At 36.3% G+C, this 14,452-nt stretch carries 14 protein-coding genes; 13 read left to right on the forward strand and 1 reads right to left on the reverse strand.

The features are described from left to right. Window positions 1–35 precede the first annotated feature (35 nt). Both BM260_RS11530 and hflX read left to right on the forward strand, forming a co-directional pair. Window positions 36–782 carry a VOC family protein gene (locus tag BM260_RS11530; protein ID WP_093537498.1) on the forward strand — a complete coding sequence of 249 codons (747 nt, stop codon included), beginning with the start codon at window positions 36–38 and terminating at the stop codon, window positions 780–782. Between the two features lie 13 nt (window positions 783–795). Then, window positions 796–2,067, forward strand: coding sequence for a GTPase HflX (gene hflX / locus BM260_RS11535; protein WP_093537499.1), 1,272 nt, complete (start codon window positions 796–798; stop codon window positions 2,065–2,067). A gap of 159 nt (window positions 2,068–2,226) precedes the next feature. On the opposite strand, the gene BM260_RS11540 is transcribed toward hflX, so the two are convergent. Continuing rightward, window positions 2,227–3,945: an ABC transporter ATP-binding protein gene (locus tag BM260_RS11540; protein ID WP_093537500.1), complete on the reverse strand. Its 1,719-nt coding sequence runs from the start codon at window positions 3,943–3,945 to the stop codon at window positions 2,227–2,229. Window positions 3,946–4,269: 324 nt separating this feature from the next. Here BM260_RS11540 and BM260_RS11545 point away from each other — a divergent pair, with 324 nt between their 5' ends. The 11 genes from BM260_RS11545 to zupT all read left to right on the forward strand — a co-directional run bounded on the left by BM260_RS11545 (window position 4,270) and on the right by zupT (window position 14,398). Further along, complete coding sequence (locus BM260_RS11545) at window positions 4,270–5,766, forward strand: peptide MFS transporter (RefSeq protein ID WP_093537501.1); 1,497 nt, start codon at window positions 4,270–4,272, stop codon at window positions 5,764–5,766. Window positions 5,767–5,841: 75 nt separating this feature from the next. After that, window positions 5,842–6,687 carry a DUF6612 family protein gene (locus BM260_RS11550; protein WP_093537502.1) on the forward strand — a complete coding sequence of 282 codons (846 nt, stop codon included), beginning with the start codon at window positions 5,842–5,844 and terminating at the stop codon, window positions 6,685–6,687. 328 nt (window positions 6,688–7,015) lie between these two features. Next, complete coding sequence (locus BM260_RS11555; protein WP_093537503.1) at window positions 7,016–7,972, forward strand: ABC transporter permease; 957 nt, start codon at window positions 7,016–7,018, stop codon at window positions 7,970–7,972. After that, the gene (locus BM260_RS11560; protein WP_093537504.1) at window positions 7,959–8,915 is read left to right on the forward strand and encodes an iron chelate uptake ABC transporter family permease subunit; all 957 of its coding nucleotides are present in this window, start codon (window positions 7,959–7,961) and stop codon (window positions 8,913–8,915) included. Before BM260_RS11555 ends, BM260_RS11560 begins: the two co-directional genes overlap by 14 nt. Further along, a complete protein-coding gene (locus BM260_RS11565) occupies window positions 8,912–9,679 on the forward strand; it encodes an iron ABC transporter ATP-binding protein (protein WP_093537505.1) in 768 nt (255 codons plus the stop codon). The genes BM260_RS11560 and BM260_RS11565 overlap by 4 nt, the downstream gene beginning before the upstream one ends. 121 nt (window positions 9,680–9,800) lie before the next feature. Then, complete coding sequence (locus BM260_RS11570) at window positions 9,801–10,838, forward strand: siderophore ABC transporter substrate-binding protein (protein WP_093537506.1); 1,038 nt, start codon at window positions 9,801–9,803, stop codon at window positions 10,836–10,838. A 339-nt stretch (window positions 10,839–11,177) separates the two neighbouring features. Beyond that, window positions 11,178–11,789, forward strand: coding sequence for a phosphatase PAP2 family protein (locus tag BM260_RS11575; protein ID WP_093537507.1), 612 nt, complete (start codon window positions 11,178–11,180; stop codon window positions 11,787–11,789). A gap of 45 nt (window positions 11,790–11,834) precedes the next feature. Further along, window positions 11,835–12,485 (forward strand): uracil-DNA glycosylase, encoded by a 651-nt coding sequence (locus tag BM260_RS11580; RefSeq protein WP_093537508.1) that lies wholly within the window; start codon window positions 11,835–11,837, stop codon window positions 12,483–12,485. 95 nt (window positions 12,486–12,580) lie between these two features. Beyond that, window positions 12,581–12,937 carry a hypothetical protein gene (locus tag BM260_RS11585; protein ID WP_245762711.1) on the forward strand — a complete coding sequence of 119 codons (357 nt, stop codon included), beginning with the start codon at window positions 12,581–12,583 and terminating at the stop codon, window positions 12,935–12,937. Window positions 12,938–12,971: 34 nt separating this feature from the next. Next, window positions 12,972–13,304: an antibiotic biosynthesis monooxygenase family protein gene (locus tag BM260_RS11590; protein ID WP_093537509.1), complete on the forward strand. Its 333-nt coding sequence runs from the start codon at window positions 12,972–12,974 to the stop codon at window positions 13,302–13,304. Window positions 13,305–13,588: 284 nt separating this feature from the next. Next, on the forward strand, window positions 13,589–14,398 hold the full coding sequence (gene zupT, locus BM260_RS11595; protein ID WP_093537510.1) for a zinc transporter ZupT: 810 nt from the start codon (window positions 13,589–13,591) through the stop codon (window positions 14,396–14,398). Window positions 14,399–14,452: the final 54 nt, after the last annotated feature.

Below are 14,452 nucleotides of genomic sequence, written 5' to 3' on the forward strand. Positions count from 1 at the left end.
TGATGGCATGGGAATTATTGAAAGGAGGTGCTACGATGTATTTGGATCATATCGTTCATAGCGTTACAAAAGAACCGCTAGAGGTAGCGAAAGATTGGATGGAAAATGAAGTTCATACAGTAGTGGGTGGTCAACATACTCAATGGGGAACATACAACGCACTTCTTTATACGAAAACCAGCTATATTGAGTGGCTTTCCGTAGAACGGCAGGAAGTTGCGAACAACGCTGATCATCCTCTTATAAATCTTATGCTTCATGACTTGAAAACAAGTGGAGCAGGATTCAATACAATCTGTATCCGCACTACTAATATAGCTCATCTTAGTAACCAGCTAATGGACCAGGGTATAAAAACTTCGGGAGTTCTACATGCTGAGAGAAAGACAACTAGTGGATTAATACGTAAATGGAAAATGTTATTTATCCACGAGGAAGTTAGTAATGCTTTGCCTTTTCCGTTCTTTATAGAATGGGAGGAGAGCGATGAGGCTAGATATCACTCACTGCAAGAGGATGGAACAATAAATGCCAGTAATCTGAAGTTATCTATTACTGCTTGTGAGTTTCACGTTCGAGATCCAAGGGAAGTAATGAATAAGTGGAAAAATTATTTTCAACTAATCAAGTATGATGAACAAACATTACTTTTAGAAAATACACGATTAATATTTAAACAAAGTAAAATCGAAACAAAAGAGCGACTTGCAAGCATTGATATTGATGGTTCTAATCTACATGAAGAAATCACATATGAACAAGCAACCTATCGCTTTCTTTAAAAGGAGAAATTATATGGATGAAATAATAGAAAAGGCAATACTCGTAGCTGTAAAATTACAAAAAGATGAGCATTTTGAATACGGATTGGAAGAACTACACAATTTAGCAGGGGCATTAGATGTAGAGGTAGTTGGGGAAGTAACGCAAAATCTTGAACGAGTTACCTCATCTCATTATGTGGGGACCGGTAAGGTAGAGGAGATTAGAAGCCTATATGAAGAAGCCGGAGCTAATCTAGTTATCTTCAATGATGAGCTTTCCCCATCACAAATTAGGAACTTAGAACGTGACTTGGACTGTAAAGTTATTGACCGTACTATGCTAATTCTTGATATCTTTGCTCGACGTGCAAAATCTAACGAGGCTCAAATGCAAGTAGATTTAGCGCAACTTCAATATATGCTTCCACGTCTTGTGGGACTTAGAGCATCTCTAGGGCGACAAGGTGGGGGAACTGGCGGTGGATTTAAAAACCGTGGTGCTGGGGAAACAAAGCTAGAGCTGGATAGACGTAAAATTGAAGATCAGATTGCCAAACTCAAACGAGACCTCGAGCATGCAAAAGATCAACGTGAAACGCAGCGCAAGCAACGTAAGAAAAATGCAATTCCCGTTGTATCTTTAGTAGGTTATACGAATGCTGGTAAATCTACAATTATGAACCAATTGTTAAACAAAGTCGGACAAATGGAATCGAAGCAAGTATTTGAAAAAGACATGCTTTTTGCAACGCTAGAAACTTCCGTCAGACAGATTAAACTTCCGGACCAAAAGGAATTTTTATTAACAGACACGGTAGGTTTTGTTAGTAAGCTTCCCCATCATTTAGTAAAAGCCTTCCGTTCAACATTGGAAGAAGCACGTGATGCAGATTTACTTCTACACGTTGTGGATGTATCGAACGCAGAGCATCGCTTCATGATGGACGTAACGAACGACACACTTCATGCTGTTGGTGTTGAAGATGTACCTACTGTATTTGTTTACAACAAATCTGATTTAGCAGATATGAAATACCCACATATCGCAGGTGATAATATTTGGATTTCTGCGAAAGAGGGAGCAGGGTTGAATGAGCTGATAGAGATTATTAGAAAACATATTTTCTCTAATTATGTTAGTTGTTCCTTACTAATCCCGTTTGACCGTGGAGATATTGTATCTTACTTAAATGAGCATGCGTCAGTCTCCACTACTTCGTATGAGGAAGAGGGTACCGTTGTACAAGTAGAAATGAAAAAATCAGATTATGATCGTTTTCAAGAATTTTTATTTGTCCAATAGATAGCTGCAATGTTGTAGAGAAACACCCCAAAGTAACGAAGAACCATCGCAATGTAGTCAAGAATCACCGCAAAGTCGCAAGAACTAATAGAACAAATTAAAAAGTTGTCTCGCCGGTAGATATTCTACTGGGAGACAACTTTTTTGGTTGCCTTAATATTAAACCTCTTGGAACTGTATGTTATGCAATCTAGCAAATATTCCGTCCTGTGCTACTAAATCACTGTAGGAACCATCTTCTTCGATTCCGTTTTCTGTTACAACAAGGACGCGGTCGGCATCACGGATAGTTGCCAATCTATGTGCAATGATGAGGGTAGTCCTATTTTCGGCTAGCTCCATTAAAGACTTCTGGATAAACCGCTCTGTTTCCGTATCAAGAGCTGATGTAGCTTCATCCAGAATTAGAATTGGTGGGTTTTTTAAGAACATACGAGCTATCGCAAGGCGTTGTTTTTGTCCACCTGATAACTTAAGTCCACGTTCCCCGATTTGTGTATCATAACCTTCTGGTAGAGAAGCAATCATATCTTCTAAATGTGCCTTTTTGGCAGCGTCTCGAATTTCTTCCTCACTTGCATCTTGTTTACCATAGGCAATATTCTCACGAATAGATCCCGTGAACAAAAATACATCCTGTTGAACAATTCCAATTTGAGAACGCAATGATTTCATCGTAATATCTTGGATGTTCAATCCATCTACGGAAATCGCTCCTTCTTGAACATCGTAAAACCTTGGGATTAGGGAACAAATAGTAGTTTTACCTGCTCCAGATGGACCTACGAATGCGATAGTTTCTCCTGCTTTAATAGACAAGTTAATATTATCTAATACAGGTTTATGTTCATCGTATCGGAAACCAACTTGCTCGAAATTTATATCTCCTTTTAAATGCTGAACAGTTAGGGCGTTTGGAGAGTCTTGAATTTCAGGGTCCTGTTCAATTAGCTCTAAGAAGCGTTTGAAACCAGCCATTCCTTTAGGATATAGCTCAAGTAGTGCCGTAATTTTATCAACAGGTTTTATCAACACGTTGACATATAGTACAAAACTTACAAGTTCTCCGGTGGTAAGAGCTCCTTTATATGTAAACCAAGCTCCGACAACAAGCACGACCAATGTTACGAGACGAGTTAACATATAAATACTAGAATGTGTACCGGCCATCACTTTATAGGCCACCAGTTTAGCTAAACGGAATTGTCCATTATCTTCTTTGAAACGGGCAATTTCAAAAGTTTCATTGGTAAATGATTGAACAACACGAACACCAGAAACGCTGTCTTCCACTCGTGCATTTACATCTGCAATTTTTCCATACATGTTTTTCCATGCTCTATTCATCATAATGTTACCGTACGTTGCTACGACGGATAAGATCGGCACCATGACAATAGCGATAATCGCAAGTTCGGGATTAATATTGTACATAATCGTAAAAGCACCGATTAATGTCATAATAGCAATGAACAAATCCTCCGGACCATGATGGGCAAGTTCACCAATATCAAATAAATCATTTGTAATTCGACTCATAATATGACCTGTCTTCGTATTATCAAAGAACCGGAATGATTGGCGTTGAACGTGGGTGAATAATTGCTGTCTCATATCGGTCTCTATATTAATGCCGAGTTTATGGCCAAAATAACTTACGACATACTGTAGAAAAGTGCTGAGGATAAATACTACCAATAGTAGGATACTGATTTTTGTTATCATGCTCCAATCCCCAGTAGGTAACAAGTCATCGATAAACCATTGAACTGCAACTGGATATGCGAGCTCTAAAATTGCGACAAATACAGCACTACTGAAGTCAATGATAAATAGTCGTTTATGCGGTTTGTAATATGAAAAAAACTTCTTGAGCATTTTCTTAGCTCCTTCCTTCTGTCATAACGACTATTATAACCAACAATTTCAAAAGTCGAAATAATTAAATTCGATAGAATAAATAAAATTCCAATTTCAGTAAAAATTTGCTCTGTATTTTATATTAGAACGTTGATATTACGCTGTTTTTTACTAGAAATCTTCCTAGTTGAAATATAAAAGGTTTTTTGACAATTGCAAAAGGGCAGTTTATAATATGTGTCTTGTTAGTTTTATGGGCATTAGGTTACTTTTCATGTAATCCATTAATATGGCGATAGAGTGTATTCCTAATGTTTTCAAAATTAGAAAAGAGGTAAAAAAATGGCAACAAAAGAAGAGATAGTTAAATCCGTCCCTCAGAAGGGATTTTTTGGTCATCCGAAAGCATTACTATCATTGTTTTTCACGGAGTTTTGGGAGCGTTTTTCTTACTATGGAATGCGCGCAATACTAATCTACTATATGTATTACGAAGTAACGCAGGGAGGATTGGGACTAGAACGTTCTACTGCTAACTCCATTATGGCTGTGTATGGTTCACTAGTTTATATGTCTGGAATTATTGGAGGTTGGATAGCTGACCGCCTATTCGGTACGACGAAAACGGTATTCTATGGTGGGGTTCTCATCATGTTCGGTCATATCGTCTTGGCATTCCCTGGTGGTTTAACTACTTTGTTTGCCTCGATGGCATTAATCATCATTGGGACAGGCTTGTTGAAACCAAATATTTCAAGTATTATCGGGGATCTGTATTCTAAAGAAGATACTCGTCGCGATTCAGGTTTTAGCATTTTCTATATGGGGATTAATATGGGAGCGTTTATCGCACCTTTAATCGTTGGAACAATTGGTCTTGAGTATAACTTCCATTTAGGATTTGGTCTTGCTGCGGTCGGTATGGCAATTGGTTTAGTCGTATTTTTAGTAACTAAAAAGAAATATCTAGGGTTAGCAGGTACATATGTGCCAAACCCAATGGCCAAAGATGAACGTAAAAAAGTACTAACTAGAATTGGTATTGCTTTAGTCATTATTTTAATTGTTGGATTCATATTGATTCAACAAGGTATTTTAACAATTGATAGTTTCATCATGACAGTTTCTATTTTAGGTATTGTTATTCCTACCTTGTACTTTATCGTTATGTATAGAAGCAGTAAAACAACAGAGGATGAAAAGTCTCGCTTACTTGCATACATCCCATTATTTGTTGCAGCTATGATGTTCTGGGCAATTCAAGAACAAGGGTCCAACATTTTAGCACAGTATGCAGATGAACGAGTAGACTTAATGATTGGATCTGTTGAGATTTCACCTGCCTGGTTCCAATCTTTAAATCCATTGTTCATCATTGCCCTTGCACCAGTGTTTGCGTGGATGTGGGTAAAACTAGGAGACAGACAACCATCTACACCTAAGAAATTCTCATTTGGTTTGTTCTTTGCGGGGATGTCCTTCATCGTCATGATTATTCCAGCTTACTTCAATGGTACTGACTCTTTAGTTAGTCCTTTCTGGCTAGTACTGAGTTTCTTCCTTGTAGTATTAGGTGAGTTATTATTATCACCAGTAGGATTATCTGCGACAACGAAACTTGCACCGGGAGCATTCGCAGCACAAACGATGAGTTTATGGTTTATGACGAACGCGTCAGCTCAGGCTATCAATGCCCAAGTTGTTAAATTTTACTCACCAGAAAACGAAATTATATACTTCGGTGTTATAGGTGTTATAGGTGTAGTAGCTTTAGTAATTGGTTTATTACTCTATTTAATGACTCCATTAATCCAAAAATATATGCGTGGCGTTAAGTAAAATTCGAAATAATGAAACTTTTTAAGTAATCATCCCGTAAAGTAAGTATCTTACTGAGAAGGGATGATTATTTTTATGAAGAAATGGACAGCTCTATTATCTATAGCAACCTTAACATTAGGCTTAGCTGCTTGTAACGAAACTGCAACACCCGTACAAGAAAAAGAGGTAACAGAAACTAGTAAACTGACTTTACAAGAAGTATATGACAAGTCAATGAAAGTTTCTGAAGAGTTAAAAAGCGTAAAAGGCACGATAGATATGAATCAGACGATGACAATGCCTAGTGAGGAAATGACTTTGGACATTAAGTCAGTTCTAGATATGGAATATATACTGGAACCAATGCAAATGCACCAAAAGGGCACAACGACTATGATGGGTATGGGTGAAGGTGGAGAGTCTCAAGAAACTGAGATGGAGACTTATATTACAGAAGATGCAATGTATGTGTATGAAGGCACCACTGCACAATGGAAGAAGTTCCCTCAGGAAATGGTAGACCAAATCAAGAGTTCTGCAAACCAAACAGATCCAGCTACTCAACTGCAACCCTTACAAGAATATTTAGAACAAGTAGAATTTGAACAAGACGATGACACCTATATTCTAACACTGAAAGGCAGTGGTGAAGAGTTTACTGCCCTTGTGAAAGACCAGGTAGATGAAGCACTTCAAAATTTAACTGCAGGTGAAAATATTAACTTAGACTTTACGATTAACTCGGTTGACTACGTAGTCCATATTGATAAAGAATCGTATCAAACGACCAAATTAGATACAGTGATAGATATGGATATGACGATGGAAGGAGAAACGATTAATCTAAAAATGGATGCTAAAACAGACTTCTCTAAGTTCAATGAAATAGGGGAAATTGTCGTTCCTCAAGAGATTATTGATAGCGCTACATCAATTTAATAAAATAATAGAATAGGTTTTAGCTAATAGGCTGTTTCAATTGTTATGAAATTCGACAATTGAAACAGTTTTTTTAATTAAACCAAAGTAGGATAGGGTGGGATTAATATAGGGGAAAAGTCACTCGTTCCTATATCTAAATGACAAGCGTTTTCATTTAGACATTGACTTAAATAGTCAGGATGCTATAATTAAACTAATGGTAATTGATAATGATTTTCAATGCTGTTTATTATAAAAATATCTTCTATGTACAATAAATAAATGTTTACTCAGTGTGGAAGAAATTTCACTATCGTCTGAGAATAAAAGAAATATGGGGTTTAAAATGAGACTGTGGATGTTGATAGTTACAGTGATCATCCTGTCAGTTATTTCGCTATTTATTGGTGCGATTGACATAAAACCGAGTCATTTGCTTAATTGGGAATCGTTAGAGACACAGATTTTCTTAATAAGTCGTTTACCAAGATTATTAGCTATAATTTTAGCTGGCGCAGGGATGGGTATTGCAGGTTTAATCATGCAAAGTTTAAGTCGAAATAAATTTGTGTCGCCAACAACGGCTGGTACATTAGATGCAGCAAAATTAGGGATTATCATATCAATGATATTCTTTACAGGTTTATCTTATATTGGACAAATCCTTTTTAGTTTTGCTTTTGCTTTAATTGGTACATTTATCTTTATGCAACTACTTGAGCGTATTAAGTTCAAAGATGCCGTGTTTGTTCCACTTATCGGGATTATGTACGGAAATGTTATTGGAGCACTATCTACTTTCTTAGCATACGAAGCAAACATTTTACAAAATGTAGATGCGTTTTTCCAAGGAAGCTTCACGTTAGTTGTATCTGGGCGCTATGAGCTTCTATATGTAGCTGTACCAGCGATCATTATTGCTTATATATATGCCAATAAGTTTACTGTTGCAGGTATGGGTGAGGATTTTGCTAAAAATCTAGGTTTAAGTTATCGAACAGTGTTGAATATTGGTTTAATAATTGTGGCTATTATTACGACAACAGTTATTTTAACTGTTGGTGTAATTCCGTTCTTGGGATTAATAGTGCCAAACCTTGTTTCTCTGTATTTAGGGGATAATTTGCGTAAAACGATACCCCATACTATTTTTATGGGTGCAGCATTTTTATTGTTCTGTGATATTATTAGCCGCTTAATCGTACATCCATATGAAATTCCCGTTAACACAACCGTTGCAGTAATCGGTAGTGTGATCTTCTTAATTATGTTGTTTAGGGGGAAAGCATATGCGCAAAAATAGTACGAAGCTAATTATATTAGCAGTTATTGCAATTATTTGTATGCTGTTATTTGCTTTTTATAATATCCAAGGTGGGTTTAGTTATGCATTTCCGAAACGTTTAGAACGAATGTTTGCGATGGTCATTACAGGAACAGCAATCGCTTTTGCTTCTATAGCGTTCCAAACCGTAACGAACAATCGACTATTAACTCCGTCGGTTATGGGTATTGACTCTATGTATGAGATAGTTCAAACGATTATTTACTTTGCGCTAGGATCGACTTCCATTTTTGTTGTAAGTCGCTACTTAAACTTTGGAGTATCCATTATAGCGATGGTTTTATTTGCTTTAATATTATACCGTTTCTTATTCCGTGCAGATAAGTATCCAATTTTTTTATTACTATTAGCAGGGATGGTTCTCGGTACGCTACTTGGAAGCTTAGGTACCTTTATGCAGGTAATAATTGATCCTGTAGAATATGAAAGTTTACAAGCTCGATTGTTTGCGAGCTTTATGAACGTAAAAACAGAGTTGCTATTTTTATCCGCAGGTATTTTAGTTTTAGCATTTCTTTATGGTTCACGCATATTACATAAGTTGGATGTTATGGCTTTAGGGCGTGACAATGCTATGAACTTAGGCGTTGACTATGACAAAATGGTATTACGTATTTTGATTTTATCTTCGATTTTAATAGCTGTATCCACAGCGTTAGTAGGACCAATTACGTTTTTAGGTTTAATAGTTTCTAACTTGGCATATCAATATTTTGCTACATACAAACATTCAGTCTTAATAATAGGTGCAAGCTTAATAAGCATTATTGCATTAGTCGGCGGACAATTTTTAGTGCTACATGTATTTAATTTAACAACAACGATTAGTGTCATTATTAACTTTATCGGTGGTCTTTACTTTATATACTTATTACTAAAGGAAAGTAGGAAAGCGGCATGATTGAGATTAAAAGGCTTTCTAAAAGCTTTGGGAAAAAAACTGTTGTCGAAGACGTCACTCTAAAAATTCACTCGAAAGCCATTACGTCCTTTATTGGACCTAATGGTGCGGGTAAATCAACGCTATTATCAATGGTAAGTCGATTGTTAGATGCGGATACAGGAGAAGTATTGTTAGATCAATCAAACGTAAAGAAAATGAAGTCTGATGCATTTGCAAAACGTGTTGCAATTTTGAAGCAAGCAAATCATTTTAATATTCGTTTAACTGTTAGGGAACTTGTAGCTTTTGGGCGTTATCCGTATTCAAAAGGCCGGTTAAACGCAGAAGATCACAAATTCGTTGACCAAGCGTTAGATTATATGAACTTAACAGATATGCAAGATATGTTTTTAGATGAGCTTTCAGGTGGTCAAAAACAGCGTGCATTTATTTCGATGGTTATTGCGCAAGATACTGAATATATTTTGCTTGATGAACCCTTAAACAATCTCGATATGAAGCATTCTGTACAAATTATGAAAATTTTGCGTAAATTGGTGGATGAGCTAGGTAAAACAGTTGTAATCGTATTGCATGATATTAACTTTGCCTCTGTCTATTCAGACCGAATTGTTGCATTAAAAAATGGACGTCTAGTAAAAGATGGTCCTACGGAAGAGATTATCAACTCAGAATCTTTACGTGAAGTGTATGATATGCACATTCCTGTTCAAGTGCAAGATGGATGTAGAATTTGCGTCTATTTTAATTCACACAATTAATTTTCAAGATAGTATTTGACAATTGAAGCAAACTAAATTAGAATTTGAGGTAGTTGATTGAGAATGATTTTCATTATCAGTCGAAACTTGAAAGAGCATTTATTAGGAGGAGAAATTTAGAATGAAGAAATGGAATATAATAACTGCTGCTGCATTAGCATTAATGTTAGCTGCATGTGGATCAGAAGAAACAGAAACACCAAAGGCAACTGAAACAAACGAAGCAAGTGATACAGAAAAAGATGTAGCAGAAGAGTCGGCATATCCGATGACGGTATCTTCTTTAAGTACTGCTCGTGAAACAGAAGAAGGTGCTTCAGTTACTTTTGAAGATATTACATTAGAAGAAGAGCCTAAGCGCATTATCTCTTTAGACTACGGTTTCTTAGATACTCTTGATGCTTTAGGTGTTGAAGGTATCGTAGGTGTAGCAGCTAACGGTGGTCAAGGGAATATTCCAGAACACTTGAAAGAAAAGTATGCACCAAGTGATGAAATTGCTGATGTTGGAACTTTAAAATCTATTAACTTCGAAGCAGTTGCAGCTGCAGATCCAGATATCATTTTTATCTCTGGTCGTCAAACAGCCTTCTATGAAGAGTTAAAAGAAATTACACCAAATGTAGTATTTATCGGTTCAGATAACTCTAACTATATTGATGCAGTTTATGAAACAGTAGACTTAGCGGCTAATATGTTTGATAAAGTGGAAAAAGGTGAAGAGCTAAAAGCTGCATTACAAGAAAAAGTAGATGAAGTGAAAGAAAAAGCAACTGGCTATGAAAATGCATTAGTTGCTATGTATAATGACAAAAAAATGTCTGGCTTTGATAACAGTGCAGAATCACGTTTTGCATATGTGTACAATGATTTCGGTTTCAAACCAGCAACAACTGATATTGAAGCATCTTCACACGGATCAGACTTTTCTTATGAGTCAATACTTTCAGTAGATCCAGAAGTATTATTAGTAATTGACCGCACAGTTTCGGATGTAGAAACGATTAAAGCGGATATCGAAAATGATATTATTAAACAAACTCGTGCTTATAAAGAAGGCAAAATCGTATACTTAGATGGTACGAACTGGTACTTCTCAAGCAACGGTGTAACAACTGAAACAGCAAAATTACAAGAAATCTTAGATGAATTAAAATAATTCATAGTAACCAAGAGCTACTCTATTCGTGTAAACGAGTAGAGTAGCTCTTTTTTTATACGTTTATAACGGCACTTATACTGCTGATTTCAGTTACAGAGGATCGATGAGCTACTATCATCTCTAACGCGTCATTTGATGTCTTATCTGACTCAATCATCCCTCCTGATTTTCCAACTTCTCATAATCTCCATCAGAATAACTCGGTTAATAATTAGGCAGAATTCTGTCCACAGTGCTTCGAAGACATTGGAAATAGATTTTGCTTAAAGGGTAGTTATTCATTGTACATCCATATATTACTAGCTTATAATTTTGTTATGGGATAGGAGGGATTTTTTGAAGAAATGGTTTTATCCACTTAGTCTGGTAACATTATTAGGTTTTGCAGCACTGTTCGTATATTTCAATTCAAAAGAAATAGCACAGTTTGATAATCAGATGACCCAAATATTTGGAGATAATAATATTATAGGATTTTTTCATAATTTCGGGGACACTAAATTTATTATATTTGTCACGCTGTTATTAGTTATTTATCTTTGGTTACGCTCAAAAAATTATCGAGGAATGCTCTTTGTTTTACTCTCTGTAGGGTTTGGAAATGTTCTGAATCAAATGCTTAAAAAGTGGGTGGAAAGAGAACGACCAGATATTCCACAACAGTTGGAGACCTTTAGCTTTCCATCTGGACATGCAATGGTGGGGCTTTTATATTTATTTACCATTGCCTACTTTTTAACAGAGCATCAGTCGAGTAAACCGAAACGGGTTCTAATCTGGTTAGTCGCTATACTTGCTACCATAATGGTTGGACTTTCACGGATTGCGGAACATAGGCATTATGCTTCAGATGTTTTAGCTGGGTGGATGATTGGGTATTCTTGGTTTGTCATCGTAGCATTGTGGTATGAATACAGAAACAGAGTTTTTAAAAAGTATACAGAGTAGAAACCTTTCCTCGTTGGAAAGGTTTTTTCTAAAGGAGTGGGGTATATGTTTGAAATACCAAAGGAGCTTATTAAACTTGGGATCAACCGGATAGAGGGTTTTCCTGTAGAAGGATTTGTTAAAGGGAAGGGACCTAAAAACCCAAGTATCTTACTTATAGGCGAAGCTCCTGGAGAGAATGAGGCTATAAAAGGAGTTCCATTTATCGGTAGAGCAGGTGACGAACTCAACAAGTCATTAGAAAGTATTGGATTGACCAGAGAAGACGTATATATGACTAGTGCAGTTCGTAGCCGACCATATGTATGGAGAGATAAGAAGACTCGTAATGGTGAGTTAATACAAAAAAAGTATAATCGCCCACCAACCCAATTAGAAATAGTGGCACATGCACCCATATTAGATTATGAACTAAAAAATATTGTCCCTAATATTATTGTTACGTTAGGGAATGTAGGTTTACAGCGTTTGTTAGGAAAAGAGGCAAAGGTTTCCAAGTTACATGGAGAACTGCTTCATCGACCAGTACGTCACTTAAAATCACTAGATTCTATTGAATTTGAATGGTCGGATGAAAGCTATATGATTATTCCTACCTACCACCCTGCCTCTGTGTTTTATAGACCTTCCAACCGCGATTTTCTTGAGCAAGATTGGATTAATATTGGGAATTATTTAACGAATAGAAAGTATTGATTGTATTTGAATTGAGTTAATTGATTGACTCGATGTATACGTTTGTATACAATATATATATATAAGTATACAAACGTATACAAAGGGGGCTTTGTATGAGAAGTGAATCACATCCTCGAGGGAGACATGACCGAGACGAAAATCATCGGGAGGGTAGACGTAGAGGAAGACCAATACAAGCAGAAGACAAAGAAAAAAGACATGGTGCGAAAACGTTCCGACGTGGGAGAGCGTTAGCGTTTTATGATATGATGAATATGAAATCAAACGCATTAAAGAAGCAATTAGAAACTCCTGAATTACAATCGATTAATCCGATTATAGTTGGTGAATTGAAGGCAGTAGAAACTCTTATGGAAGAGTTTGCACAATTATTTGAACTATATGAAGTAGAAGAACCCACAACTCAAGACACAATTAATGAAGAAAAACCAATTGATACACAAAATTAAAAACAATCGCTAAGATAAAAATGGGGGAATAGAAATGTTAGTACAAATTCGTAAATGGACAGTGACAGAAGGAAATGCCGATAAGATTCTTGAACGTTTTAAGAAGAAACCAGATCAAGGTCCATCATTGATTGAACAACGTGAAGGATTCATCGGGCGTGAGTTATTAGTTAAGAATGTTCGTCGAGGTGAAGAAGAAGTAGTAATGATTGTTCGTTGGGAATCAGAAGAGGCTTGGAAAGCATGGGAAAAGAGTCCTGAGCATATTGCCGGACATAAAAAGAAAATAAAAGAGCATGGTGGAAAACCACCACAGCCTGAATTTGTAATTGCTATGGAACATGGAAGTTATACTGTAGTGGAATAGAATATAATAACAAAAGTAGTCATATTATGATAAAAAAATTAGCATTGGATTAAGTGGTATACACTTCTTCCAATGCTTTTTTGTTTAATAACATCACCTATAGGTTAAACCACTGTTGCTTAGGGAAGAAATAAATAACGAAGTGATGTCTCCATAATTAGTAATAAATTTGTAGAATTCGTAAAAATAAAAAAAATATATTTTCACTAGTTGAAAAGAGTTGCGCAAAGGAAACATTTTGCGTATAATAAATGAAAATCGATAAATAGAAAGAAGTTGGGTCAATGGATGGAAATGTAGCGTTTGCTTTATTACTTACATTATTTGCTGGTCTGGCAACTGGTATTGGTAGTCTACTTTCATTATTGACATCTCGCACAAATACTAAATTTTTATCCGTTGCACTAGGTTTCTCAGCAGGTGTCATGATTTATGTATCCTTGGTAGAAATTTTTGTGAAAGCTAAGGACTCTCTCGTTGCTGAACTTGGAGAGACAAATGGGTATTGGATGACATTAGTTGGTTTTTTCGGTGGGATGTTCGTAATTGCGGTAATTGACCGATTAATACCTAGTCTTGGTAACCCACATGAAGTTAAAAGTGTAGAAGATATGGATGTCAAAATCAGTAATGCTGAGCAGACAAAACTCATGAAAATGGGTGTTTTTACAGCACTTGCAATAGGGATTCATAATTTTCCAGAGGGAATTGCAACCTTTGCATCTGCTCTACAAGATCCCAATTTAGGGATTGCAATTGCCGTTGCCGTAGCTATTCACAATATACCGGAAGGAATTGCTGTAGCAGTTCCTATATATTATGCAACTGGTAGTCGTAAGAAAGCTTTCAAGTTATCTTTCTTGTCTGGCTTAGCGGAACCGGTTGGAGCGTTCGTAGCTTATTTAATACTGATGCCCTATTTAAATGGAGTCATGTTTGGAGTAATATTTGCCGGAGTAGCGGGGATTATGGTCTTTATTTCTTTAGATGAGTTATTGCCAGCAGCGAAAAAATATGATGAAACCCATTCATCTATTTATGGACTCGTTGCAGGAATGGCAGTAATGGCCTTAAGTCTTGTTCTCCTAGCTTAATAAAAGCTTAATCATAAAAAGGCAGTGTAACCTTCAAACGAAGTTGCACTGCCT

This window comes from Psychrobacillus psychrotolerans (assembly GCF_900115805.1).
Lineage (GTDB): Bacteria > Bacillota > Bacilli > Bacillales_A > Planococcaceae > Psychrobacillus > Psychrobacillus psychrotolerans.